The following is a 25218-nucleotide window of genomic DNA, read 5'->3' as shown; positions in this document are numbered from 1 at the left end:
CCTCTTATGTCACCATTGTAACTTTGCCCGTATCAAGGTCATACACCCCACCAACCACCTTCAACGTCCCCGCCTTGAAGTGCTTGTCTAAAATAGGCGATGCCTGCTGCAAAGCTGTCACACCCCACTGCACATTGGCTTTGATGGCATTAACGAGAACATCCCCCTTCTCACCCTGCGCCTGCTGCACAGGAGGCCGAAGAAGCTCAACAAGCGTCTGGATATGACCGGGAAACTGGTTGCCACTCTGAACAGAAGAAATCGCCGCCTTCACAGCACCGCACTTCTCGTGACCCAACACCATGATGAGCTGCGTACCAAGCACATCAACACAAAACTCAAGGCTCGCAAGCCCTTCCGGCGTCACAACATTACCGGCAACACGCACGACAAAGAGATCCCCACGCCCCGTATCAAACGCCAGCTCCGGCGCCACACGAGAATCCGCACAGCCCAGGATCGCCGCAAACGGGTTCTGCCCAGCAGCCAGTGCAGCACGGGTGCTCTGGAAATCAGCAGGAGAGATATTCCCCTCAACATAGCGCTTGTTACCATCCATCAAACGCTTAAGAGCAGCCTCACCACCAATCTCGTTTTTAGGAATAGGCGGCTCCTGCGCACTGGCAGACGAAACAGCACCAACACCACCCGTTGCCAGAGCAGCACCAAACACACCAGCTGTTTTCAGAAACTTGCGGCGCGCTGGTGATCCAACCAAACCCGCTTTGTCATTGCACATCCAACACATAGGCTTCTCCTGGCCAAACAACAAAAGTTGCAGCCAGCCTAAAAGCCCATTCTGGACATTCTGTTGTTGAATTGGATGAAACAGCCCTAAACGAAAAGAACTCGCAATCGCACCTAAATTTCTCTTTCCAGCCGCGGACCAATTTCTCTGAATTCGTTATTAAGATAAAAACTCAGCGTTGTTTTCCAGGCTGGCTGATGTGGCGCTCCCACTTCCAGGTAAGGCCAGTCCATCTCCTGCCCCTTCAACACCGCCTGTTGCAGCAGTATCTTACCAACCCCGGCACACCGACCAGACGGCACAACGTAAAACTCGACGATTTCACCAAACCTGCCACCAGCATAAATGGCCTTCTTTTCCGACAGTGTAATGAGCCCGAGAAGCTCCCCCTGAGACCGCGCCAGATAAGCCCAATAGCGAGAGCCATCATCAGACAGAATATCCTCAGCCGTCATTTTGAACTGCCCAACATCAAGCTCATCTTCCGGCCAAAGTTCGCTTTCCATCGCAAAGACGAGCTCACCCAAACGATGCGCATCCGCTTCTCTGGCAGGTTCCACTGTAATCTCATCGAATATCACGGACCCATCTCCCTGATCTCAAGTCGCAATGACCAGACTACCAATTTTCAAAGCATCCACCCATTCTCAAAACTGGGAGAATTTAGCCGTATAACTCTAATGCTGTGAGGCTGCCTGATTATTCCCCTCAACAATGATGAAGCTATACTCGAACGGATATTCCGACCAATGATAGTAAGGCGCAGCTTCCTTATGGATTTCACTGTTAGGGATCGGCTTGCCTTTAAGCTTCTGATAAAGGGCAGACATGTTCTCAGGGACAGACTTGGAGTGCCCCTTCCAAAGGATCGCAACCGGGTAGGCGTAGTTGATATCGATACCGGAATACTCCGGAATGGTCACTGCCCAACCCGGTTTCAGATCGCCAATGTTACCCGCAATGCTGTGAGACGTGGTCAGAACACTTCGCACACCATACTGCGCCAGCGTATCAACAATTGCCTGAGAAGGAAGCGAATGCGCACTTGGCTTTTTAAAACTGCCAAAGGCAAAGTTGAAGGGAATGAGCACAACGATCAGCACTGCCAGCACACTAGCCGTGCCAAGAATAATCTTGGCCTGACGTATTGAGACCTCAGCAAACAGCCACAACGAAGCAACCAACGGAGCAAGAAATAGGATTGGTTGAAGCCATCGATCTTTCACATTGGTCGCGCCACTTGCAACAACAGACACAGCAGCAATAACCAGCCCAAAGATAACGACAAGCGTGAGAAGTTTGCGAATGGTCTCATTCACATATTGGTCGTGCTGCTCAGCATCTTTCCAATAAAAACTCGTCGCCCATGCGCAAAAGAACAAGACCACAGCGACAACGACAAACTGCAAAGCTGCATTTACCAGAGAGATAAACCCGGTCAGAAAATGCCGTTCAACCTTTTCGATTCCGAACTTATGGACACGCGCATAGATGAGATCCTGGTTCTCAAACATCCAGAAAGCAGGAGGAAGCAAAAGCACGACAGCAACAGCAGCAGAACCAAGAATGTATTTTGAACGTAGGAACTTGCGCCCGTCCTCAATGCAAAAGCCAGCTGCGATCAAAGCGACAAGCAAAAACATATAGTTGTATTTGGAAAGTGCACCTGCTGCGATCACGACACCAAACACAACAGCACGCCACCAGCTTGGCTTTTCGATGCAGGTCAGGAAGAGATAAACCGTCCACGCAGAACACGCGAACATCAAAACTGAATGGCTCAACGCCCGCTGCGACTCCCAGGAGATTTGCGGCAGAAAGATAAGTGAGGCCGTCCCGATAGCAGCCAACGTCGGATCAGAGGCCTTCCGCGCTGTGAGCCAAACACCAAGATAGCCAAGAAACAACAAGGTATTTTTAAGAAGAGCCGTTGCAAAGAGCCCTTCTCCAAACACCCAGAAGAAAGCGATTGTCAGCCAAGTATAAAGTGGGGGCTGCGGGCCATATCCAAGCTGAAAACTCTGAGCCGCAATAATCTGCTCCGCTTCATCCAGGCCCAATACGGGAGACGCAAAATAACGAGTAATGGTCTGGACAATGAAGTATCCGGCAAGAAGCCAGACAAAGTGTTTCGCGATGAACGTAGCCCAGTTATCCGAGACTATGACGCGTTGAAGTTTGGGAAGGAAACCTTGATCTTGCAGCATCTGCACCATGCGCAGTTATCGACGCTTTTGCGCCTTGTTTTCGTTCCCTCCACCATACCAATTACAACTAAGCATTGGCTTTCAGCTTTAATTAAAACCAGCGGCCAATAAAAAAGCCTTCGCAAGCATAACCTGCGAAGGCCCAGATTTTATAAGAGATGCCGCCCTTTAGTGACGGAAGTGGCGCATTCCAGTAACGACCATTGCCAAGCCAGCTTCATCAGCGGCTTTGATCACTTCATCATCACGCATGGAACCACCTGGCTGAATAACGGCAGTGGCACCAGCCTCAGCAGCAGAAAGCAAGCCATCAGCGAACGGGAAGAACGCATCAGAAGCAACCACACAACCTTTGGTCAACGGCTCAACAAGGCCAGCAGCCTCAGCGGCATCCTCAGCTTTGCGTGCTGCAATGCGAGCACTGTCAACACGGCTCATTTGCCCTGCTCCAATGCCAACAGTCGCGCCGTCTTTGACGTAGACAATCGCATTGGATTTTACATGCTTGCCAACACGGAAGGCCATTTTCAGATCTGCCAGTTCCTGATCAGACGGCGCACGCTTTGTCACCACCTTGAGATCCAGATCATCAACAACACCGCTGTCACGATCCTGAACCAGCAAGCCACCAGAAACAGTCTTCACAAACAGACCCTTGGCGCGTGGATCAGAAAGGCCATTCGTCAGGAGCAAGCGCAGGTTCTTTTTCTTAGCAACCAGCTCAATAGCTTCTTCTGTCGCATCAGGAGCAATAATCACCTCAGTGAAGATCTTGGTGATCTCAGCAGCAGCATCCGCATCCAGAGTCCCGTTGAGCGCAACAATGCCGCCAAACGCAGAAACCGGATCACACGCCAGCGCTTTCTCATAGGCTTCCTTCAGCGTAGGCGCTTCTGCAACACCGCACGGGTTCGCATGCTTGATGATAGCAACTGCTGCCGTACGAGCCGGATCAAACTCGGAAACAAGCTCAAACGCTGCATCCGTATCATTGATGTTGTTGTAAGAGAGCTGCTTACCCTGCACCTGACGAGCCGTCGCAACACCTGGACGCTTCTCACCTGTCACATAAAAACCAGCTGCCTGATGAGGGTTCTCACCATAGCGCATCACTTCATTCAGCGTACCACCAATCGCACGATAATCCGGAGCCGCCTCATCAATCTGCTCTGCCATCCAGTTGGAAACAGCAGCATCATAAGCAGCGGTACGAGCAAAAGCTTTCTGCGCCAGCTTCTTACGAAGAGCAATCGGAGACTGACCGTTATGCGTATCCAGCGCCACAACCACAGCAGCGTAATCAGCTGGGTCAACAACAGTGGTTACATAGGCATGGTTCTTGGCAGCAGCGCGTGTCATCGCCGGACCACCAATATCGATGTTCTCAACACCGTTTGCGTAGTCAGCACCAGATGCAACCGTATCTTCAAATGGATAAAGGTTCACGCAAAGCAGGTCGATACCAGTGATGCCATGCTCATCCATCGCAGCAACATGCTCAGCATCATCACGAATGCTCAGCAATCCGCCATGCACCATAGGATGCAGCGTCTTAACACGGCCATCCATAATTTCAGGAAAACCAGTAACCTCGGAAATATCTTTAACCGGGAGGCCAGCCTTAGCAATCGTTTTGCGAGTTCCGCCTGTTGAGATCAGCTCAACTCCACGTTCGGAAAGCGCTTTCGCAAACTCAACAAGACCGGTTTTATCGGAGACAGAAAGAAGCGCACGCTTAACCGATACGAGTTCAGGTATCGGAACGCCTTTGGAGACAACGGCCATGGGTAAAAGCCTACTCTCTTAGAGAAAATGGAAGGGTTTTGACGCCCGCCAAATAACACTTATTCACAGCTGTGGGAACCCATTTTATGGGGATTGAGAGCGGTTTGACGGGTAACCTTTAGGAGCAGTTTACATCCCCTAAAGGGCAAGAGCACAAATGACGTTAGGTCTTCCGCCGCGCCTTGGCAGAGGCTGTCTTTCTTAGCATCCAGGTCACACTCAGCGCTTCTTTTACACCAACACTAAGAACAATCTGCTGCGTTTGTCGGTGACCGAAAACGTCTGACAGGTAGATTGATTCCTCAACGGAGAACTCAATCCCATCAGCAGAAAACTCCCAGGCTTCACCATCTGCACACTGCAAAACAGCAGCATCACCCAATGGCAACATAGTGCAGCTTACCTGTGGGTGTAGATGGAAGCGGATCGTGACTGTCTCTTCTTCTGTCTTGTCAGACGTTGGCTTGAACCGGTCAATTCCATCCAGAACTGTTCCATCACGCGACAGCGTCAGATCACGTTCATGAACAATGCCATAGCGCTCTACATAACCATCATGGCTTGCAATCACGCGGTCAGAAAGGTCGGTGTCCTGTCGCTCCGCTTCAACATCTTTGGGACCAGATAACACCGGATTGCCCAATACCTTATCAAAACGAGAGGACGTCAGAAAACGACAAGAAGACGTATCGCCAATCCCGGCTGTCGAATGTGCAGCAGTGGAACGAGCCACCATCTTCCAGGCAACTTGCTCTCGTGTAGAGACGCCACAGTTCACCACAATGCGATTGCGCTTTGAGGAGAACTCAAAGGAGAGGCAACCAGCATGCGTATTGCTAGAGAAGCGCGTTGGCGGCGGCGCTCCCACATCAATCATCACAAGGCTATCACCACCAGTGAGACGCTGATAACCGGAATGCGGTGCACTAACAGGCGGTGTTCCACGTGCATCATCATAAGCAAGGATGGTCGCAACCACATCACCCGGAGTAGAAGCCATGCCATTGAAATGAGCAAAGGATCCATCACCATGACGGAAGAAGCGGATCATCGGCATCATGCGGTCAATGGATTCCATCATGACTGGAGACACCGTTTGCCCCTGCATCACAAGCGCCTGGCGGATTGGCAGCAGATCAACAAGGATCTCAATAATCGCACCGGGATGCCGGGAGATATGACCACCATCCGGCAGGATTTGACGCTTCAACTCCTGATCAAGACGCTTCAGAGCTTGTTTGACGTGACGCCCCTGCCCATCCATGGAAACCGTTGCACAAGCATTCGCCATGGCAACTGTCAGACGCGGCAAGCCATCCGGCGCTTTGTTCATAGTCCGGCGTAGATAGCGCACCTGCCGGTACAGCGACCGCATGAAGGCACGATAGAAATCCGCTTCACATCCGGTCAGCAATAACGGAGATTGAGCCATCCAGCTCAACACACGGCGCGCCACAACTTCCTGCTTCCAGCCGCTATCATGCCAGCGACCGCAGGATCTGATCCAGTCCTCAACCAAGGCACGGGCATTTTGCTGTGCCATGTTGGTCTCAGCAGCACGCAAATGGCGAAGCCAGGAAAACCCATGCAGCGCTTTTGACCATTGGAGATTCGGCGGCTCAACATCAAACGGAGATTGCCCGCCCACTTCAACCAGATGTCCGGCAAACAGGAACCGGCCAGCATAAATGTCAGCGGCGTTTGTAGCATCTGCAGTGCGCAGATCCTGAGGAGCGATAAGCAGGCGCGATGGCGCACTTCCAAACGAGAACACGCGGAACATAGAGCCCCCTCGCGCCCAGTTCAGACTATTTTGAGCCATGTTTTGTGTCAAAAGACTAAGGATTCTAAGTCTTTCAGACACCGTTGCGCCCGTCATACCCCTTCAGCACTCCATTAGAGCGTATCCCCGAAAAGCAGTTTCGGTTTCAGATAAGGATACGCACAAAAACAAAGATTTAGAGCGTGAGCAAGAAAGCGATTTGCAACAACACGCTCTAAACAAACTTAACAAATGGTTTGCGCCCAAGCTCTTTAAATCTCGTTAACCATGCCCACTTTGCGTAAATCCTTGGTGACATTCCACCAGCTCTTTTTAAGAGAGACGCAAACGAGCCGCGAAAAAGCCATCCAGACCACCAGATGTTTTCCCTGAGGATGGGTTCTGACCTGGCATCGCGCGGAAGTCGCCTTGAGAATTGATCGCCTCAGCAACACCGCCCAGCTCTTCAGCTGTCACAGGCACACGCTGCACCTCAGGATGCTCCAACAACAAACGTTGAATTTGCAGCTCGCCCTCTTCCTGTTCCAGTGAACAGGTGCAGTAAACAAGAGTTCCGCCCGGCTTCAGCCAACCAAGTGCTTTTTCAAGCAATTCGTATTGCAGGTCAGCGAGTTTGAGCACATCATCTTCGCGCTTCAGCCATGCCACATCTGGGTGACGGCGAATGGTACCGGTCGCAGAACAAGGTGCATCCAGAAGAATCGCATCAAACAGATCAACCGGCACGAACTCACGAAGATCAGAAACTTCAGTCTCAGCTTCCAGACCAACGCGCTTTAGATTCTGTGTCAGGCGCTGCAAACGACGGGCTGAAATATCGACAGCAGTCACATCGGCACCAGCAGCAGCAAGCTGCATGGTCTTACCACCCGGGGCAGCACACAAATCTGCAACCACTTTGCCCTTGATGTCACCCAGCAAACGCGCAGGAACGGCAGCAGCTGCATCCTGAACCCACCATTTGCCATCTTCAAAGCCTTCCAGCTTTTCAATCGGCCCATCTGGCTGCAAGCGTACGGAGTAACCCAGCTGAACTTCACCACCCAGCTTTGCCGCCCAATCATCACGGTCTGATGGCACGCTCAGGTCCAGATACGGCTCCTGCATATGTGCAGCAGACATCGCACGCGCAGCTTCTTCGCCATAAACTTCACACCAACGGGCGAACATCCAATCAGGAGCATTCAGCTTCGCAGTATCCTGCTCTGCGATGATTGCCGCACCTTCCCGCGTTGCACGGCGCAAAACAGCGTTGACGAGGTTTTTGTACGGCTTGGCACGTGCATCACGACCAGCAAGCGTCACTGCAAGGGAAACTGCTGCATGATCCGGCACGGACATAAAGAACAACTGCGCCATGGCAACATGAAGAATATCCAGAACGCGACCAGTCTTCTCAGGAATAGGACGGTCAAGGAAGCGATCAATCACGTCCTGAATCTGACCACGACGACGCAGCGCAGTGCCAATAATTGCACGCACAAGCGCCCGATCGTTCGGCTCAAGGCGCTTATAACCTGGATGACCATTGTTCAGATCAAGCTCGCCATCCAGAGGCATACGCTTGCTCAAAACTTTACCAATCAGATCGGTGGCAGCCTTACGAGCCGCATAGCCAGGATCTTTAAAGGTACCCTCTACGCTTTCCGTTTCAGAAGCTCTGTCATTGTCTCTTGGAGTCTTCGGTGCTCCAGAACGCTTTCTCCCCTTGAACTTGGAGTTTCTGTCCTGAGAGGATGTATTCTTACGCTCTGCGCTCATCGTTGATCCATGTATTCCAGAATGTGTCGCCAGACCTTCGGCGCCATCTATTCTTTTAAAGATGCATTCTTGTGTGAAGAGCCTCACTCAGAGGCCAACCGGTTTCATCAGGTTCCACTAGAGTTTCGGCGGATTACTGCCAGTTGTAACCAAAGGAGAACTGTCAAATCCTGCTCGGCTAACCACAGAACCTTTAATATTGCAAAGACAATTTGGGAAGCGCGAATAGTTATTCAGGTAAACACGGTACAATCAACAAAGCAAATGCGAGAGTCGTCTCGCATTCGCAGATTTCCCTTGCTTTTAGCCCCATGGCCCTTTGGGCTTCCGCGGCTCATCACGGCTGGGTTGGTCGTTCCCACCACGCTGACCTGATTGGCGGGATGCTCCCCAAGGGCCGCTTGGGCGACGTGTTTCACGCTGCGGCTTAGCTTGCGACGTCTCACGCACACTAAAATGACCACCACCAGAACCACGCGTTTCAGTAAAGCCAGCTTCAGAGGCCATCTGACGAAGCGCCGCGATCCGGTTATCTGTGTTTGGATGTGTCGAGAACAGGTTGTCCATATTCTGACCGGAAAGCGGATTGATGATGAACATATGCGCCGTTGCAGGGTTATGTTCTGCGTCTTCGTTCACAACCCGGGCTGCACCGCCTGCAATCTTATGCAAAGCGGAAGCAAGCCACAGCGGGTTACCACAAATCTGCGCACCCATACGGTCAGCTGCATATTCACGTGTTCTGGAAATCGCCATCTGAACCAAAGCTGCCGCCATTGGTGCGAGGATCATCATCAGGATAGACCCAATCAGACCAAGCGGATTATTGCGGTTTCCGCCAAAGAAAAGCGCAAAGTTCGCCAGCATGGAGATCGCACCAGCAATCGTCGCAGTGATTGTCATGATCAGCGTGTCACGGTTCTTCACGTGCGCCAACTCGTGCGCCATCACACCCGCAACTTCTTCTTTGGAAAGGGAATTCAGAAGACCAGTCGTTGCTGCAACTGCTGCATTCTCAGGGTTCCGGCCTGTCGCAAACGCATTGGGCTGCGGGTTGTTGATCACATAAACCTTAGGCATCGGCAGCTCAGCACGCGCTGCCATAGTACGAACCATACCATAAAGCTCCGGGGCCTGACGTTCATCCACTTCCTGCGCATGGTGCATGGACAGAACCATGCGATCCGAGTTCCAGTAGGAGAAGATGTTCATGCCGCCAGCGATCAGCAGAGCAATCAGCATGCCGGTTTGGCCGCCAAGCAAGAAGCCAATACCCATAAACAAAGCGGTCATCGCCGCAAGCAGCATACCGGTCCGTACATAGTTCATGGTTTCAAGGCTCCAATCTGTTCTCTTCGTTCGCCAATTCCGTTGGTCGTCCATCAATGAACGCAGTGCCCATTGCAAAACACAGGCTCTCGCGCCTATATCTAAGGCTACGCGATCATTGTGAAACTACCACTACCAGCTTAAGTGGTAGCTCCAAATGGCAAACGCAAGCTTACAACAGTGATAAGCAGCATCAGCCAACGGGGATTGAAATGGAAAAAGACAACAAATCAGCCGTCGAAAACTTTAAAACACAAGAAGTCGATACGACGGAGCAGATTGAAGAAACGCCGAAAAAACGCCGGTTTGAAGACCTGCCCCCAGCTGCCCAACGTGCTTTGAAAGAAGCTGAAGAGCGCCGCACAGAGATCGACGCAGTCCAACAAGAAATGCCGAAAGAGCTCAATGGCCGCGGTGGTTTGGATCCTGCCCGCTATAGCGATTGGGAAGTCAAAGGCATTACCAGCGATTTCTAAAACACGTTCCCGAATGACGGTTCCGGCTTTCTGATAGGACTAAGCACGGAGCCAGTCTTCTAAAAAATCCTAAACCATCGGACGATCGCAAACAGTCCCACGCCGAAAATGATCAGAAGCCCGCTAACAATACTAAACGCAACCGGGTCATGACTTCCCGGGATGCCGCCGACATTAATGCCCAGCAGTCCAGTCACAAAGCTGAGCGGCAGAAATACCACGGCAATGGCCGCCATCATCAGCATGTAGCGGTTGGTATTCTCTGATCGTTTAAACATGATCTGATCGTGAACTATTTCTGCGCGTTCACGGATAGCATCCATCTCCTCGGCAATTCGAAGGGCTCGGTCACCCGCCTCACGAACGCGCCGTTTGTTGATCCGATTGACCCACTCAAACTTCTCAATTTCAAAATTCCTCAAGATGTCTAGATGCGCCAGCATGCTGCGCCTAACAATGGTTGCTAACCGACGAACCTGTGCAAGTTCGCTTTCCCAGGGGTGATCTCCTGTCTCCAGCACCACATCTTCAAGATGATCGATCCTGTCCTGCAGCACCTCAACCATCTCTTCAGCACGTTCCGCAATCGCCAGCACCAATCGAGCCCAGAATTCTGCCGTGCTTTCTGGTGGCACACGGGTCTTGAACCCCTCAAGTAAACTTTGAAAAACATCCAACGGATCATGCCAAATGCAGATCATACGCTTAGCATCCACCCAGATCTGGGCACATTCCATGTCGCCACTTTCCTGTTTCGGCAACTCATTGAAAACGTTGATGGCAATAAACGCCCCGCTTGTGCGCACATGACAATGCGGACGCACCTCTCGGGCTAAAAGATCATCAATATCGCTGTGTTCCAGCCCAACTTCTTCAAGAAACTCGCGGTTCTGGGCGGCAACCCGCTGCAAATAAGCCCAATAAAATTCGTCGGGCTCCAGCTCATAGTCACGCAACTGTTCTAACGTGAGTCTTCGCATGCCTTTTGACTTGGAAAAAACAATGACAAATGAGGAATCCAAATGGATATGGCTCGCCTCAATGTTTTCTGTGGTTTGTGCCATTTCGACAAATCCCGGCCCAAGTTCGATCCTAACTCAGCACACACATCAAAACCCACACTTCTAAAAAATCAGATGACAAACCCCAGAAGAAACACCTATTCAGCTTAGCGCACAGTAAATTGGTTAACAGCCAATTTACCAAAAAACACTAGAGTTTTGGTGCTCCGAGCATTTGTTGTAAATCATTCCTGCGAGAATTCTTGTGTCCACGAAAGAAATTGAGAAAAAATCTAGCGGAGGAAACCCGTTTCAGCGGCTGAATCAGCAGCTCGCTGGCATCGAACCGGGTCTTGATCCAATTGTTATGACGATCGGTGAACCGCGTCATGAGCCTCCAAGCTACGTCATTGAAGTACTTGAAGAAAATCAGAGCGGCTTCCGCAAGTATCCAGCAATTCGTGGCACTGATGAATTCCGTACAGCTGTTGGCAAATGGGTCAAAAACCGTTTTCAACTCTCTGATGCCTTCGATCCCGATAAAAGCGTTATTCCGCTCAACGGCTCTCGCGAAGGTCTTGTCTTTGGCTGTGTTTGCGCACGCGATTATCTAAAGAAAGACGGCCAGCCGGCTGTTATTTTGCCGAACCCGTTTTACCAATCCTATGGTGCTGGCGCTCATATTGCGGGTGCTGACGAAATTCTTTTGCCAGAACCAGCAGACGGAGTTTTGCCTGATCTGGATGCCATCGATCCAGCTTTGCTCGACCGCACCGTCGCATTCTATTTCGCGTCCCCCGCCAACCCACAAGGCACCGTTGCGCCTATGGAATATTGGCAAAAGCTCATCAAGCTGGCACGCAAACACGATTTTCTGCTCTTCGCTGATGAGTGCTATTCTGAGATCTATCGCGAAACGCCTCCAACAGGTATTTTGGAAGCAGCTGAAGCTCTTGATGGCACGCTGAAAAATGTCGTGACATTCAACTCACTGTCCAAACGCTCCAACCTCCCAGGCGCACGCTGCGGCTTTGCTGCCGGAGATCCGGAGTTCATCCAGTTCTTCGCCGATTTCCGCAACGTTGCAGCTCCTCAGGTCCCAATGCCTGTGCAAGCGCTCGCCGTACGCGCGTTCGGTGACGAAGGACACGTGATCGAAAACCGCCGCCTCTACAATGAAAAGTATGACGCCGCCGAAGAGATGCTGTCTCCTCTGTTTGGCTCAGTACGCAAAGAAGGTGGTTTCTTCCTCTGGCTGGATGTTTCCCGCTGGGGTTCTGGAACACAAATCGCTGAAAAGCTCTGGCGCGAAGTGGGCGTGAAGTCCTTGCCGGGAGCTTACATCGCCTCGGATATGCCGGACGGTTCCAACCCCGGTGATAAATACATCCGCCTCGCCCTCGTTGAATCTTTGGAAGTCAGCAAGGAAGCTTTCCGAAGAATTTTGGACTCTCTGGAGTAATTGAATGCGTCAGGCTGCTGCAATGCAACGACCAAAAGCAAGCTCTGTTTCACTGGCTGATACAGAGAGCCCGATCAAGCGCTTTATCAAAAGCAACATAATCGTCATTGGTGGCGCGGTGATCCTCGTCATCGGTCTCTGTGTGGCGGCAGCCCTCGCAACATGGTCAACGGACGACCCAAGCTTGAATCACGCAACCAATGCGGAGATTCATAATGCACTGGGTCAGACTGGAGCCATTGTTGCAGACGTTCTGATGCAGACAATCGGGCTGGCAACAGCTGTCTTTCTGGTGCCCATCTTCATCTGGGGTTGGCGCCTGTCTCTCAAATACACATCTGGTGTCACCCGCAAACGCTTTCTGACATGGCTTGTCGGAACCGTGCTGTTTGCAGGTGGTCTGGCGGCCATTCCAATTCCATCCAGCTGGCCATTGCCAACAGGACTTGGCGGTTTCCTTGGCGACTGGATTTTCTCAGTTCCAACCGCAATCCTGCCAGAGCTCTCAACGGGCATGAGAACCCTGACCGGTGCTGTCGGCCTTGGTCTGCCTTCAATTGTGCTATTAGCTTACGCTGCTGGTCTCATCGGCAAAGACCTAACCCCGGCAGAGTTCAACGAAGACGAAGCCGTTGAAGATGAATACACTCCTCACGAAGCATTACCGTTTACGGAAGATTCTGAGGAAGACTATGACGGCGAAAACAACCGCTATTATGCAATCATTGGCGCGCTAAGCCACTGGAAGCTCATGGCAACCAGCGCGATCCAGCGCACGGTCTTCAAGCGCAAGCTGGTCACTGAGCAAAACTGGCAGGAAGAAGATTATGCAGCAGCTCCGCATGATCCAAACCAGCCTCAGCAACCTGAATACTACGAAGAAGAACAGCACGATCCGCAGGCAGATCAACAGTGGGAAGAGCACGAAGCTGATGAGGACGAGCCCGCTGAAAAAGGCGGACTGGTTTCCCGTTTAAGACGCAAAGTAGCGGCCAAACTTATGCCTGTCGAAGACGATGGCCTCAGCGATTACTATCAGCAGGAAGATCAGGCTGAGCGGTCAGATGTGCAGTTTGACCCACAACACGACAACACCCAACATTACGCTGCACAAAACGAACACTATCCTGAAGAACAGTGGGAGCCCGTTCCTGCAGGTGAACCTGTTTATGATGAACAGGGATATGTGCTCGGACCAGATGAATACCATGAGGGCGAAGACCTTCATCTCGGCCCTCAGCCAGATGCACCGATCGGCATTGCAAGTCCTGATGAGCAAGAACCACCGATGCAGGCGGCGCCTCAACAACAGCCACCACGCCCTGCTCCGGGACGCTCTGTACCGCGCCCGTTTGCTCAGGAAAAGAGATCTACCGCAATTATCAAACAACCACCGTTCGAGTTGCCAAGCATCGAGCTGCTCGCTGAGCCTCAGGCCGACGGCAAACAACGCCTAAGCAAAGATGCGCTTGAGCAAAATGCCCGTATTCTGGAAGGTGTGCTGGGTGACTTTGGCGTCCGCGGCGAGATCATCGCAGTTCGTCCGGGACCTGTTGTAACGCTTTACGAACTGGAACCGGCACCGGGTATCAAATCTTCCCGCGTCATCGGCCTGGCAGACGACATCGCCCGCTCCATGAGCGCGATCTCTGCACGTGTGGCTGTTATTCCGGGCAAAAACGCCATCGGTATCGAACTGCCGAATGCGAAGCGCGAGACCGTATACCTTCGCGAGCTTCTGGATTCTGAGGACTTTGACGCGTCCAAAGCAAAGCTGGCTATGGCACTCGGCAAAACCATTAATGGTGAAGCCGTCATCGCCGACCTTGCCCGCATGCCGCACTTGCTCGTGGCAGGTACCACCGGCTCTGGTAAGTCCGTTTCCGTAAACACCATGATCCTCTCCTTGCTCTACAGGCTCACCCCTGAGCAGTGTAAGATGATCATGATCGATCCAAAGATGCTGGAACTGTCCATTTATGACGGCATTCCGCACCTTCTCACCCCTGTTGTGACCGATCCAAACAAAGCTGTTGTGGCTTTGAAATGGACCGTTCGTGAGATGGAAGATCGCTACAAGAAAATGTCCAAGATGGGCGTGCGCAATATCGACGGGTACAACACCCGCATTGAGCAAGCCATGAAGAAGGGCGAAAGCTTCACCCGAACCGTTCAGACCGGCTTTGACAAAAACACTGGCGAGCCAATCTTCGAAGAAGAAGAACTGCCAATGGAGAAAATGCCGTACATCGTCGTGGTCGTCGATGAGATGGCTGATCTCATGATGGTGGCCGGTAAGGACATCGAGGGCGCAATCCAGCGTCTGGCACAGATGGCCCGTGCAGCTGGTATCCACTTGATCATGGCAACCCAGCGCCCATCCGTGGACGTCATCACCGGTACTATTAAAGCCAACTTCCCAACCCGTATTTCGTTCCAGGTGACGTCTAAGATCGACAGTCGCACAATCCTTGGCGAAATGGGCGCAGAACAGCTGCTTGGTATGGGTGACATGCTTTACATGGCTGCTGGCGGTAGAACCCAACGTGTTCACGGTCCATTCGTTGCTGATGATGAGGTGGAAGACATCGTCTCACACCTCAAAGAGCAAGGAACACCAACTTATCTCTCTGACGTGACTGAAGACGCTGAGTCTGAAGGCGGTTACGACGCTCTGACCCAAGGCTCCGGCAACGCAACCAACGACCTGTTCGATCAGGCCGTTGCAATCGTCGCCAGAGACCGCAAAGCATCAACCTCCTACATTCAGCGCCGCCTCTCAATCGGCTACAACCGTGCAGCTTCTCTCATTGAGCGCATGGAGCAGGAAGGCATGATCAGCCCAGCGAACCATGCCGGTAAGCGTGAGATCTTGCTTCCAGAAAACGGCGAACAGTTCTGATACCTCTCTTACAGCAGTCTGCCTATAGCCAATCACGGGGAGACTGCTGTAAAACACTCCCGAAAAGTTGATCAGTCTTTTCGGATATCTCTAGGCGAATTTATGGAATTTGAGGCATATGCCCCATCTTCGCCTTATGGTAACGATAGCCTTTCAGAATGAGGGTTCACAAATAACCGCAAGCTGGATTTAGAGAAGAGTTAATCAACTCGCCTTACGGTTGTTCTACGAGTTTTGACAGCGGAGTTATATTTATGATTGCATCTCAGGCGATCTTTTTTGGTAGGATTGGCAAAAGCCTCGCAATTGCGGCAGCGCTTTTTATTGGTTCTGTCCCACTGACTGCGGAACACTCCGCCGCTCAAACAGCCCAGCAGGCACAGCCAGTCGCGCTGACCAACGTGCAAGCCATTGACGCCGTTAGCAAGTATTTCAACTCTGTTCGCAACATGCACGGCAAGTTCGTGCAGTTTGGCCCAACCGGCGGGCGTGTAGAAGGCCAGTTCTTCATCAGCCGCCCGGGCAAAGTCCGCTTCTACTACAACAAGCCTTCTACACTCGACATCATTGCTGACGGCAGCATGGTTTCAGTGAAGGACCGTAAGTTGCAGACACAGGACATCTGGCCGCTTTCCCAGACACCACTGCGCTTCCTGCTGGCTGATAAAATCGACCTCAAGACAGACGCCAATGTGACCAACGTGGTTGTTGAACCAGACCTCATCACAATCGCGATCGACGATAAAACCCGTTTCACATCTGGCCGCCTGACGCTGATCTTCGACGCAAGAAACTATAAGCTCAAGCAATGGACCGTACGTGACGCACAGGGTTACGACACGTCTGTTGCCATTTATGACGTGACTGAGAACGGCGCGACTAACCCGGATCTGTTCAAGATTGATTACATCGCGAATTCCCGTCAGCGACGCGGTAACAACTAGAGCACTGCTATAAAAACTAATGTATGAAGAGGAGTGCTTCGGCGCTCCTTTTTTATTAGCTTGAGAACTTGAATGCAGTTTATCCCTGTTTCGCCTGACCTGCCGAACCTCCCTCTTGCCCCACGCTTGCTTGCAGGGCTGTGTCAGGAGAAAGGCATCAAACTCGCTCTCGACAGCGAGTTCTTCTATTTCGGCTATATCGAAACAGGCGGCGGCAAACGTTTTCCCATCAAGGGCGGTGCTTTCGCACTCAATAGCTATGCAGCTGGAGAAGCTGCACGAGACAAGGACTTCTGCGGTCGCCTGCTACAGGACGCTGGCCTGCCAACCCCAAACTTCAAGCTCATACATTCAGACAATGCCATCAGGCACCTCAGCACCGCCAACCCGCATGTCGCCAAAAGCCTGAATGCGCTCACAGGTGCAGGCGAGATCGCTCAGTCACTGGGCTATCCGGTTTTCATAAAACCCAATGAGGGCACCCAGGGCATTGGCGTTCAGAAGATTTCTGATGAGGCGGAACTCAACACCCACCTGACAAACGCTTTGCGATCCAACGACCGCATGCTGGTACAGGAAGCTGTCTCAGGCCGTGACTACCGCGTGATTGTACTTGATGGAACCATTCTGGCCATCATCGAACGACGCCCTCTCTCCATCATCGGAGATGGTGCCAGCACCATTGCAGAACTACTGGCTGCAAAAGTCAAAACCCTCACCACCCGCAGCGGCGGCTATAAGGTTGAAAACGACGACCCGCGCATCCTCAAAGCCATTCAGGAAGCTGGCTACAATCTGGCAACCACTCTCCATAACGGAGAATTCCTGCAGCTCCTCTCCAACGCCAACCTCTCAACCGGTGGTGAAGCGGTCGACGTCACCGACTTAGCCTCACAACGCTTCAAAGATCTGGCCGTGAAAGCTGCGCGTGTATGCGGCTTGCGCTATGCAGGCGTCGATATCCTTTGCGATGACCTCAGCAAAGACGACGCACCAGCAAACGTCTTGGAACTGAACGCAGGCCCCGGCCTCACCAACTTCTGGCAAGCTTCCCCAAACCATCATCATCGCATTCGAGCGGTCTATCGGGGTGTTTTAGAGGCTATGCTGGAAAGCGCCTAACGGCAGCCCAAAAGCAAAATGGCGGGAAATTCCCGCCACTTCCAACATCAATCAAAGACGTGTCTTACCAAGCACCAAGCTTGGTCTCTGGCGTGTACTTCTCACCATCAACATGCTTGACCACAGCCTGACCACAAATGGTAAGGCCCTGAGTTGCGTCATAAGTCATGGTTGGAGAGCCCTGCAGTTCCCAACCTTTGTTGAGCGCTTCAGTGACGCGGTGACAAAACTTTGCAGAATCCGGTTCGGTGATGAGGCGGTAAAGGCGCATGTTTATTCCTTTAAATTCTTCTGGTGTGGGCGGGAACCTACCAGCCACACCTATCAGATACCAGAGGTTAAAACGTGCGCAGAGTTCAAATTTACGCGTTCACGTGCCGCTTGATAGCTTCAGCAATCGCAACCGTTTTGCGGCCAATATCTGCATGCAAACGCTCAACCATCTTGCCGTCAACCTGCACGGCGCCTTTGCTCTGGTTTTCTGGCAGCTCAAACTCGGCAATCATCTTCTTCGCCCACTCAACATCCGCCTTACTCGGCGCAAACGCAGTGTTGCAAGGCCCAAGCTGCTTCGGGTGGATCAACGTCTTTCCATCAAGCCCCATCTCAGCCCCCTGCTTACATTCTTCCGCAAAGCCCTCAAGGTCAGAGAAGTTGTTGTAAACGCCATCCAGAATATCCGCACCACCAACACGCGCGATCGCCAGGAAGGTCATCAGCCAAGGCATCAAAACAGCACGGCCCGGTAGGATCTGTGCACCGCTCTCCTTGCTCAGATCATTGGTGCCGATGATGAACACGTCCAGACGATTATGCGGGTCTTTGGCTGCCTCAGCAATTTCGGAGGCATTGAGGATCGCACCCGGCGTTTCAAGCATCGCCCAGATGCGAACACTGTCAGCACCCTGCTCTGTCAGATAATCAGCAACGGGCTTGATATCAGCGAGGCTTTCCACCTTCGGCAGAAGCACAGCATCCGGCTTGGCAGCAACAGCCGCTCTCAGGTCTTCTTGGCCCCAGGGTGTCTTCATCCCATTGATACGAATAACAAGCTCACGATGCCCGTAACCGCCACCAGCGACAGCCTCACACACCTGAGTACGTGCCATCTCTTTGGCATCAGGCGCAACAGCGTCTTCAAGGTCCAGCAGCAGCACATCCACATCCAGCCCTTTGGCCTTTTCCAGTGCCCGTGCGTTTGAACCTGGCATGTAAAGCGCACTACGACGCGGTCTGATACTGTGAACTTGCTCTGAGCTAGACATGACACTTCCTGTTGCGTTGCAAAATCAAGCTGAGTTTAGAGGCGTCGATCTGCCTTCACTACTCACCATTCGTGCTATTTGCGAGTTTTGAACCGTCAAACACTAGGTCTTTGGCCGCAATAATAGCATCGATGAAAATCAAGCCAGCCTCAGGAATTAGGCATCCCACAAAATTCCAAGCCCTATGAGACTTTCACACCTTGATTTTAAGGGATTTTTGGGGTCACTCTATAACGCAAAATCAAACGAAGGAACGGGAAGAGGTATAATGGCTGATCTTTCTTTTAGAGCCTTAAAACCCGGTGACGCGCCAGACTTGGCCCCTCTCATTGCAGAGAATGCGCAAGCTCTTAAGCGCGGCGCTCCACGTCGCCCGGACGAAGTCTTTTCCGAGCGCCTGCTCGAAGACAAGTCCATCGAAATCATTGGTGCATTCGAAGGCGAGACACTGGTTGGCTTTGCCGCTTTCTTTGACATTCCAGACCTGATCTCTGGCCTGCGAATTGGCCAGTTGGATGATATCTACGTCGTGCAGAACCACCGCCATACCGGCATTGGCCGCACTCTCGTGGAAGAAATCTCCAGGATCGGTAAAGAACGTGACTGGCTTCACGTCCGCTGGCTGGTGCCAAACAAAAACAAGGTCGACAACAGCCTCTTTGAAAATCTGGCAGAACCAGACGACAAAGACAGCTTCATCGTCCCGATTGACCGTCTGGCTCTCGCATAAACCAAAAGCGGCTCTTACGAGCCGCTTTCTTTTATAATCAGCTGAGGCACAGGCCCCAGATCAAAAAACGCGATACGAGCACGCCCATTCTCTATGGTCACTGGGATCTTGAGTGTCGGCACGCCATTTACCGCACTTCCCTGCCCAATACTCATCGCAGTCTTCTGCAGCGACTCGAGCATCTTGGAGCCTTGTGGGAACAATGGTCGCAACACATCTTCCAGCTGATGAATACCAGTGATCACCAGTGGCAGCGTTCCATTCAAACGACCCTGACGGTCAATCACCAGATCACCACCCGTGTTGACGGAAAACTCGCCGCTTTTCAGCTGCAAGCTGGAGAGGTTGACCTTTAATTCTTCATCAACCATCAAATCAGCAATATTGCGAACTTTGCCGTCCAGAAGCTTCGAGCCCTCCGGCAACTGAATAACAAGGCTGATATCCAGCGGCACATCATCAGACACTTTGCCCGCTGTCAGGCCATTGACCTGCACAGCCAGATCAAGCGCGTCCTCATTGCCTTCAACGCGGCGCATGTGCGCTTCTGTCCGCTCAGCATTCAGCTCAACAGACTGCTCGCCAATGGTATAAGTCAGCTTCGGCTCTTTAAAGACAGCGTCAATTTTAGCAGGCTTACTGTTTTCAGCCACCACGCTCGCCTGAGCCGTTTTCCAATGCGCAGAGTATGCAGGCCCCTGCTGGCCAAAGTTTGCCTCAGCAGGGCCAGTCGCCTCAAAGATCACATGGGTCGGGTTATAAGCCAGCGCTACACCACGTAACTCATTGATAAAATACCACTCTCCGTTCTTGTCCATGCGGAACGGGGTACAGGTCAGTTCAAATCGGAACGGGTAACCGCCAAGTTGCTGGTCACCACATTCAAGACTTCCGCCGTCTGCTTCAGCAACCTTCACACCATTGCGAATAACGTCAGAAACAATACCGCGCCCAACTGCCCAATAGGCGGACCACCCGCCAATAATCAAGGCGACAAGGATCGCCAAAACGAAATACGCCGACTTTCTTGGAGGCCGGGATACTTTTGGTTCAGTCATCTACTCTCCGTTACCCTCACACAGTGCTGTGAGTTGCATGCTGATTACGAGCCTGATAGGCGTGTCACTCAAAGAATTCTACGAGAAAATAGTTATGCGAGATTTATGGATATTTGGCTACGGCTCACTAATTTGGCGCCCTGGCTTTACTTTCGAGCAAGCAGTCCCCGCAATCTTGCATGGCGTTCATAGATCTCTCTGCGTGTATTCATGGGTTCATCGTGGGACTCAAGACAACCCTGGACTGGTATTTGGGCTGGATAAAGGCGGTGCTTGCATCGGCATGGCATTCAGGATCTCACCAGAAAACTGGCAGCACACACTTGGGTATCTCCGCGAGCGTGAACAGCAAACCATGGTGTATCTGGAAACACACCGCCGTGTCCGTTTGCTGGACGAGGAAGGCACCAAAGTTCGTGCAGTCACATTCGTTGCAGACCAGAAACACGAGCAATATGCAGGTGCGTTACCGCTAAAAGACCAATTGCAGATTGTAAAGGGGGCTGTGGGTCAGTCTGGCGCAAATCCGGAGTATGTACTCAACACTCACGCACATATGAAGGAAATGGGTATTAAAGACCAGAACGTAGAATGGCTGGCACGACAACTCTCGATATAACTTCAGGTTTCGACTACTCGTCTTCCTGCTTGATATAAGAAAAGATCCCCGTACGCAGATCATTGTGAGCGCGATCCCTCTCCGCGCTGTCTTCTGCCAGAAGATGTACGTATGCACCCTGCGAAGGTTTCAGCGCAGGCATTGGGGTCTTTTCATTCGACATACCCAAAAACCCGAGCCAGACAACGGCTTCGCTCTTCTTGTCTGTGATCAGAACAAGGTTCTCCGCATAGTCAGAAACCTCTTCCGGAGAGATCCGGGTAAAGAGGTAACGATGCCCGGATGCACCAGACCAGTATTTAAACTGGCTGCCAGCACCTAGCTCCTCTGACACGCGTGGAGACCTGCCACTTGGCAAGCGATCATCAAACAATGAGTACTGCAACGCACTCTCCTGATTTCTCCTGCTATTTCCCATAGTACTTTATAGAACAAACTGCGAACATGTTACAAGTTAAGCCAGAGCATTGTCAAAAAAAGAAGCCGCCTTTAAGGCAAAGGCGGCCTTCTTCCTTTGAAACATCTGATTTCCACGCAAAATCTTTATTTTTTCTTATATTCTGCCTGCAGTACACGAGCTTCTTTGATGATAATGTTATCCGGCGTATCTTTTTCCGCTTCATCCAGCAAACGGTCAGAGGCAGTCTCGATCCGTTCCTGCAAAAGCTTGAAGAATTCCTCCGGTGGCAAGCCCGGCTGAATAGGCTCAAGGATCTCTGCTTTGATCGTGCCAGGGAAACGGAAGAAGCGGCGACGCGGCCAATAAACACCTGAGTTAAGAGCAATCGGAACAATCGGGCAGTTCAGCGTTTTATAAAGGTGCACGATACCATATTTGTATTGTGGCTCAGCACCAGCTGGACGGCGTGTTCCTTCTGGGTAGATGATGATATTGCGGTTTTCCGCAATCGCCTCAGCAGCTCTCTTACCCATGGCAGCAAGGGCCTTGCCCTTTTTACCGCGATCAACAGGGATCTGGCGGAACTTCATCAGATACCATCCGAAGAATGGCACCCAGCGCAGCTCCCGCTTCAGGATAAACGTTGGCTGACGATAATACTCAGCAAGCGCAAACGTTTCCCATGCAGACTGGTGCTTGGAAACGATGACACAGCCCGTATCTGGCAGGTTTTCGATGCCTGTGATCTCGGATTTTACACCACCAACCCAACGCAACAAAAACTTCTCTACACGGCACCAGAATGGCAGCAACCACCAGCAATACCGGACAGGAAGAATAAACAAAAACATGCACGCGATCATAATGATCAGGGTGCTGATGTAAAAAAGCACGTTAAAAAGAACGGAACGCAGGACGAGCATAGGACCTTCACAACCATTTCCACCCGACACTATGCCAAGGTGAATTCAGATTTCATCTTACGAAATTAAGAGGAGTGTTTTACAGGGAATACAGCGTCCAGCTCAACTCGCAGCCGAACGAGGATATACTTCACATATTCGCGTAGGAGAAGCTTTGTTATCGAAGAACTTTCATACCAATGCTCTAAATCCAGCTCTTTATGGTAGACAGGACTTGGGTAAAGCTCAGCATCCGGCAGGCGAACTTGCAATTCGGCCAATGCTCTAGGCATGTGATAGGCACTGGTAACGACCAACAGTGAGCTGAACTGATTTTTTCGCACCCAGTTGGCAGTTTCCTCAGCATTCCCGATGGTATTGAGCGCTTTTCGGTCCAGATCAACGCAGCAATCAAACAACCACATCCGTTTGGAATTAAGCCGCGCAATCTGCTTTGCACTGGTTGATGGGTGAACGCCAGAGATCAAAAGACGCTTCGCACTTCCAACTTCCAGAAGATCCAGACTTTGCGAAATCCGGTCTCGACCACCCGTCAAAACAACAATGCCATCAGCATGTTTGGGTACAACGGCCTGCACAGAGGGCTGCAAAACTTCCACAAACCACAAGAAGCCAGCTGCAAAAACGACAGAGCAAATCAGAAACAACAAAAAGAAAAAACGGACACTGCGCCGGACAAACGACTTCCGGCCAGGGCGTTTATCAACGCTGGCTGGTACCGGCTCTTGCTCACCGGTTGCTTTAAATTTAGCCGCTGTGTCGCGCGTATTCAAAGAATGCTCCATGATGTCGCTACAATGCTTATAGCCACAAACCTGAACGAATATTTTCCTGACTACATATCAGAACTGGCGAAAATGGAAAGAAAACGACACTTAATCCATATTTGCCAAATGTCTGTGGACAGCCAGACGAGACGTCAGGGCGGTCAAGACCGCAACAAGCACCACAACAGCAACAATTCCAACGTACCCAATCGCACTCACCTGCACCGCCCCAAACAGGGCCTGCACTTGATTCCCACTGACGGAAGTGATGTCCGAGCTGCCAAAGAAGCCCATAACCAGAAAGCTCAGTGCGGCAATTGTGCCGCCAATGACCCCGCCTTTAAGCCCTAACACCAGGAAGTGACGCTGAAACTCGGAGGCAATAAAGCTAACTTCCGCACCAACAAAGTGCAGCACCTCAACCACATCCTTGTTGCCGGACATAGCAGCCTGCGTCGCAAAAATGACGGAGAGCACCATGGAAAACAGAACGAGCACCAGAATGCCAAAACCCACAAGCACAGCTGTGTTCGCCATCGCTGAAAGCTGACGGTTCCAGACACGGTGATCATCCACCGACGCTGCACGAATATCCTGCTCAATCTGAGCCTTCATATCTGCCAGATTAAGCAGCTCAGGATCATCTATCTCCACCAGAACAAGACGCGGAACCGGAAGCTCTTCCAGTTCAAGCCCCTCCCCAAGCCAGGGCTGAAGCAATCCCTTGGTTTCTTCATCAGAAAGAGCGCGCGCGTCTCCAACACCGGGAAACTCGCGAACAAGAGCCAGCGTGCGATCAATCTCCTGCAGCATGTTCACGCCATCTGCAGGACGGATCTGCACAGTGACCTCGCGCACCAGATCATTGGTCCAGTCATTCGCCGCATCATTGACGATGGCCACAAACCCAACGGTCAGGCAGGCCAGAAAACTCATAATCGCCACAACAAGCATCAAAGCCTGACCGGAGATCGCCTGCGGTGGAACAATCGGGGCAGGTCTTTCTTTGAGCTTAAACCGTAACCCGGAAGGTTTCGCACCCGCCGCTTTTTTGACCGGGCGACCACCCTTGCCTTTTGGTGGTCCTTTTCGCGGCTTGCCAGGCCTTTTTTGTCCAGCTGGCGCACGTTTTGGCCCGGACTTTGGGCCAGACATTGGCGGTTCTCTTCTTTGCTGAGTATCAGTCATGAACAGCCAACCGCCCGTCGTTGAGGATAAGATGCCGAGCTTCCACCTGCTCCAGCAAATGAAAATCATGGGTTGCGATCACGACTGAGGTGCCAAGCCGGTTCAACTCAATGAACAAACGAAGCAAACGGCGGGCAAGCGGAGGATCCACGTTACCTGTCGGCTCATCCGCAAGCAAAACTTCAGGCCGTGTGATCAACGCCCGCGCAATAGCAGCACGCTGCTTTTCACCACCAGAAAGAACAGGCGGCAGCACATGCATACGGTCACCAAGTCCCACCCACTTCAGCAAATCGATCACATCAGGACGGTACTCTGCCTCGGATTTCCCCGCAACACGGTGCGGCAGAGCCACATTCTCGTAGGTGGTCAGGTGATCCAGCAACCGGAAATCCTGAAACACCACACCAATCCGGCGGCGCATAGATGGCAGCTCAGCCTTTGCGATCTTGGTGGTGTCTTTACCAAAAACAGAAATCAACCCACGAGTGGGGCGCATAGAAAGGAATAACAAGCGCAGCAAACTGGTTTTGCCCGCACCTGAAGGACCAGTGAGAAACTGAAAAGATTGCGGCTCAATGGAAAAGGTCAAATCCCGAAGTACTTCAGTGCCCATGCCATACCGAAGTCCCACATTCTCAAAGCGTATCACCGAAAATTCCCCTAGCAGACGTAAGGTTTCGCCTTATCAGAAAAATGAGGCCAAACTCGTGCAAATCACTCTAAAAAATAATTTTCTCGCGTTCAA

23 protein-coding genes are annotated in these 25218 nt (G+C 51.8%); 7 read left to right on the top strand and 16 right to left on the bottom strand.

Going from position 1 to position 25218, the window contains the following annotated elements:
• Positions 1-4: 4 nt before the first annotated feature.
• From DHN43_RS11245 to htpX, 7 genes are all read right to left on the bottom strand, one after another.
• Positions 5-739: a carbonic anhydrase gene (locus DHN43_RS11245; RefSeq protein WP_063302984.1), complete on the bottom strand. Its 735-nt coding sequence runs from the start codon at positions 737-739 to the stop codon at positions 5-7.
• A gap of 122 nt (positions 740-861) precedes the next feature.
• Complete coding sequence (locus DHN43_RS11240; protein ID WP_208986367.1) at positions 862-1329, bottom strand: GNAT family N-acetyltransferase; 468 nt, start codon at positions 1327-1329, stop codon at positions 862-864.
• 96 nt (positions 1330-1425) lie between these two features.
• Entirely contained in the window at positions 1426-2955 is a 1530-nt protein-coding gene (locus DHN43_RS11235) for an ArnT family glycosyltransferase (protein WP_108818756.1), read from the bottom strand.
• A gap of 168 nt (positions 2956-3123) precedes the next feature.
• On the bottom strand, positions 3124-4740 hold the full coding sequence (gene purH / locus DHN43_RS11230; protein WP_108818639.1) for a bifunctional phosphoribosylaminoimidazolecarboxamide formyltransferase/IMP cyclohydrolase: 1617 nt from the start codon (positions 4738-4740) through the stop codon (positions 3124-3126).
• Between the two features lie 163 nt (positions 4741-4903).
• Positions 4904-6562, bottom strand: a complete 1659-nt coding sequence (locus DHN43_RS11225; protein WP_108818638.1) for a heparinase II/III family protein — start codon at positions 6560-6562, stop codon at positions 4904-4906.
• A 273-nt stretch (positions 6563-6835) separates the two neighbouring features.
• Positions 6836-8284, bottom strand: coding sequence for a 16S rRNA (cytosine(967)-C(5))-methyltransferase RsmB (gene rsmB, locus DHN43_RS11215; protein WP_108818637.1), 1449 nt, complete (start codon positions 8282-8284; stop codon positions 6836-6838).
• 303 nt (positions 8285-8587) lie between these two features.
• Positions 8588-9613: a zinc metalloprotease HtpX gene (htpX, locus tag DHN43_RS11210; RefSeq protein WP_108818636.1), complete on the bottom strand. Its 1026-nt coding sequence runs from the start codon at positions 9611-9613 to the stop codon at positions 8588-8590.
• 212 nt (positions 9614-9825) lie between these two features.
• On the opposite strand from htpX, the gene DHN43_RS11205 reads away from it, so the two are divergent.
• On the top strand, positions 9826-10089 hold the full coding sequence (locus DHN43_RS11205; RefSeq protein ID WP_108818635.1) for a DUF1674 domain-containing protein: 264 nt from the start codon (positions 9826-9828) through the stop codon (positions 10087-10089).
• A gap of 59 nt (positions 10090-10148) precedes the next feature.
• On the opposite strand, the gene DHN43_RS11200 is transcribed toward DHN43_RS11205, so the two are convergent.
• Positions 10149-11153, bottom strand: coding sequence for a CorA family divalent cation transporter (locus DHN43_RS11200; RefSeq protein ID WP_108818634.1), 1005 nt, complete (start codon positions 11151-11153; stop codon positions 10149-10151).
• 202 nt (positions 11154-11355) lie between these two features.
• Here DHN43_RS11200 and DHN43_RS11195 point away from each other — a divergent pair, with 202 nt between their 5' ends.
• From DHN43_RS11195 to DHN43_RS11180, 4 genes are all read left to right on the top strand, one after another.
• On the top strand, positions 11356-12552 hold the full coding sequence (locus DHN43_RS11195; RefSeq protein WP_108818633.1) for an aminotransferase class I/II-fold pyridoxal phosphate-dependent enzyme: 1197 nt from the start codon (positions 11356-11358) through the stop codon (positions 12550-12552).
• A 4-nt stretch (positions 12553-12556) separates the two neighbouring features.
• Positions 12557-15454 carry a DNA translocase FtsK gene (locus tag DHN43_RS11190; RefSeq protein ID WP_108818632.1) on the top strand — a complete coding sequence of 966 codons (2898 nt, stop codon included), beginning with the start codon at positions 12557-12559 and terminating at the stop codon, positions 15452-15454.
• Positions 15455-15708: 254 nt separating this feature from the next.
• Positions 15709-16398 carry an outer-membrane lipoprotein carrier protein LolA gene (locus DHN43_RS11185; RefSeq protein WP_108818631.1) on the top strand — a complete coding sequence of 230 codons (690 nt, stop codon included), beginning with the start codon at positions 15709-15711 and terminating at the stop codon, positions 16396-16398.
• Between the two features lie 72 nt (positions 16399-16470).
• Positions 16471-17520, top strand: a complete 1050-nt coding sequence (locus tag DHN43_RS11180; protein WP_108818630.1) for an ATP-binding protein — start codon at positions 16471-16473, stop codon at positions 17518-17520.
• A 64-nt stretch (positions 17521-17584) separates the two neighbouring features.
• Here the strand turns inward: DHN43_RS11180 and DHN43_RS11175 are convergent, their stop codons facing one another.
• Both DHN43_RS11175 and DHN43_RS11170 read right to left on the bottom strand, forming a co-directional pair.
• Entirely contained in the window at positions 17585-17791 is a 207-nt protein-coding gene (locus DHN43_RS11175) for a DUF1737 domain-containing protein (RefSeq protein WP_057464660.1), read from the bottom strand.
• A 91-nt stretch (positions 17792-17882) separates the two neighbouring features.
• Positions 17883-18785 (bottom strand): HpcH/HpaI aldolase/citrate lyase family protein, encoded by a 903-nt coding sequence (locus DHN43_RS11170; RefSeq protein ID WP_108818629.1) that lies wholly within the window; start codon positions 18783-18785, stop codon positions 17883-17885.
• Between the two features lie 268 nt (positions 18786-19053).
• On the opposite strand from DHN43_RS11170, the gene DHN43_RS11165 reads away from it, so the two are divergent.
• Positions 19054-19515: a GNAT family N-acetyltransferase gene (locus DHN43_RS11165; protein WP_057464658.1), complete on the top strand. Its 462-nt coding sequence runs from the start codon at positions 19054-19056 to the stop codon at positions 19513-19515.
• A 14-nt stretch (positions 19516-19529) separates the two neighbouring features.
• Here the strand turns inward: DHN43_RS11165 and DHN43_RS11160 are convergent, their stop codons facing one another.
• Positions 19530-20573 carry a DUF2125 domain-containing protein gene (locus DHN43_RS11160; RefSeq protein ID WP_057464657.1) on the bottom strand — a complete coding sequence of 348 codons (1044 nt, stop codon included), beginning with the start codon at positions 20571-20573 and terminating at the stop codon, positions 19530-19532.
• Positions 20574-20610: 37 nt separating this feature from the next.
• Here DHN43_RS11160 and DHN43_RS11155 point away from each other — a divergent pair, with 37 nt between their 5' ends.
• Entirely contained in the window at positions 20611-21192 is a 582-nt protein-coding gene (locus tag DHN43_RS11155; RefSeq protein ID WP_306418670.1) for a gamma-glutamylcyclotransferase, read from the top strand.
• A 13-nt stretch (positions 21193-21205) separates the two neighbouring features.
• Here DHN43_RS11155 and DHN43_RS11150 read toward each other — a convergent pair whose 3' ends face one another.
• The 5 genes from DHN43_RS11150 to ftsE form a co-directional block, all read right to left on the bottom strand.
• A complete protein-coding gene (locus DHN43_RS11150; protein WP_208980588.1) occupies positions 21206-21577 on the bottom strand; it encodes a hypothetical protein in 372 nt (123 codons plus the stop codon).
• A gap of 158 nt (positions 21578-21735) precedes the next feature.
• Positions 21736-22515, bottom strand: a complete 780-nt coding sequence (locus DHN43_RS11145) for a lysophospholipid acyltransferase family protein (protein ID WP_063286183.1) — start codon at positions 22513-22515, stop codon at positions 21736-21738.
• 65 nt (positions 22516-22580) lie between these two features.
• Entirely contained in the window at positions 22581-23288 is a 708-nt protein-coding gene (locus DHN43_RS11140; protein ID WP_208988152.1) for a YdcF family protein, read from the bottom strand.
• A gap of 102 nt (positions 23289-23390) precedes the next feature.
• Positions 23391-24437 carry a cell division protein FtsX gene (locus tag DHN43_RS11135; protein ID WP_208995221.1) on the bottom strand — a complete coding sequence of 349 codons (1047 nt, stop codon included), beginning with the start codon at positions 24435-24437 and terminating at the stop codon, positions 23391-23393.
• A gap of 25 nt (positions 24438-24462) precedes the next feature.
• Positions 24463-25122: a cell division ATP-binding protein FtsE gene (ftsE, locus tag DHN43_RS11130; protein ID WP_057464653.1), complete on the bottom strand. Its 660-nt coding sequence runs from the start codon at positions 25120-25122 to the stop codon at positions 24463-24465.
• Between the last annotated feature and the right edge of the window lie 96 nt (positions 25123-25218).

Origin of the sequence: Pseudovibrio sp. Alg231-02, assembly GCF_900143565.1 — a bacterium.
Lineage (GTDB): Bacteria > Pseudomonadota > Alphaproteobacteria > Rhizobiales > Stappiaceae > Pseudovibrio.
This window is presented reverse-complemented; position numbering and strand designations above follow the sequence as displayed.

Coding starts and splice junctions, on each gene's coding strand:
- DHN43_RS11245 (WP_063302984.1), bottom strand. CDS start 739: ATGTGCAATGACAAAGCGGGTTTGGTTGGATCACCAGCGCGCCGCAAG.
- DHN43_RS11235 (WP_108818756.1), bottom strand. CDS start 2,955: ATGCTGCAAGATCAAGGTTTCCTTCCCAAACTTCAACGCGTCATAGTC.
- purH (WP_108818639.1), bottom strand. CDS start 4,740: ATGGCCGTTGTCTCCAAAGGCGTTCCGATACCTGAACTCGTATCGGTT.
- DHN43_RS11225 (WP_108818638.1), bottom strand. CDS start 6,562: ATGGCTCAAAATAGTCTGAACTGGGCGCGAGGGGGCTCTATGTTCCGC.
- rsmB (WP_108818637.1), bottom strand. CDS start 8,284: ATGAGCGCAGAGCGTAAGAATACATCCTCTCAGGACAGAAACTCCAAG.
- htpX (WP_108818636.1), bottom strand. CDS start 9,613: ATGAACTATGTACGGACCGGTATGCTGCTTGCGGCGATGACCGCTTTG.
- DHN43_RS11205 (WP_108818635.1), top strand. CDS start 9,826: ATGGAAAAAGACAACAAATCAGCCGTCGAAAACTTTAAAACACAAGAA.
- DHN43_RS11200 (WP_108818634.1), bottom strand. CDS start 11,153: ATGGCACAAACCACAGAAAACATTGAGGCGAGCCATATCCATTTGGAT.
- DHN43_RS11190 (WP_108818632.1), top strand. CDS start 12,557: ATGCGTCAGGCTGCTGCAATGCAACGACCAAAAGCAAGCTCTGTTTCA.
- DHN43_RS11185 (WP_108818631.1), top strand. CDS start 15,709: ATGATTGCATCTCAGGCGATCTTTTTTGGTAGGATTGGCAAAAGCCTC.
- DHN43_RS11180 (WP_108818630.1), top strand. CDS start 16,471: ATGCAGTTTATCCCTGTTTCGCCTGACCTGCCGAACCTCCCTCTTGCC.
- DHN43_RS11175 (WP_057464660.1), bottom strand. CDS start 17,791: ATGCGCCTTTACCGCCTCATCACCGAACCGGATTCTGCAAAGTTTTGT.
- DHN43_RS11170 (WP_108818629.1), bottom strand. CDS start 18,785: ATGTCTAGCTCAGAGCAAGTTCACAGTATCAGACCGCGTCGTAGTGCG.
- DHN43_RS11165 (WP_057464658.1), top strand. CDS start 19,054: ATGGCTGATCTTTCTTTTAGAGCCTTAAAACCCGGTGACGCGCCAGAC.
- DHN43_RS11160 (WP_057464657.1), bottom strand. CDS start 20,573: ATGACTGAACCAAAAGTATCCCGGCCTCCAAGAAAGTCGGCGTATTTC.
- DHN43_RS11155 (WP_306418670.1), top strand. CDS start 20,611: ATGCTGATTACGAGCCTGATAGGCGTGTCACTCAAAGAATTCTACGAG.
- DHN43_RS11145 (WP_063286183.1), bottom strand. CDS start 22,515: ATGCTCGTCCTGCGTTCCGTTCTTTTTAACGTGCTTTTTTACATCAGC.
- DHN43_RS11135 (WP_208995221.1), bottom strand. CDS start 24,437: ATGTCTGGCCCAAAGTCCGGGCCAAAACGTGCGCCAGCTGGACAAAAA.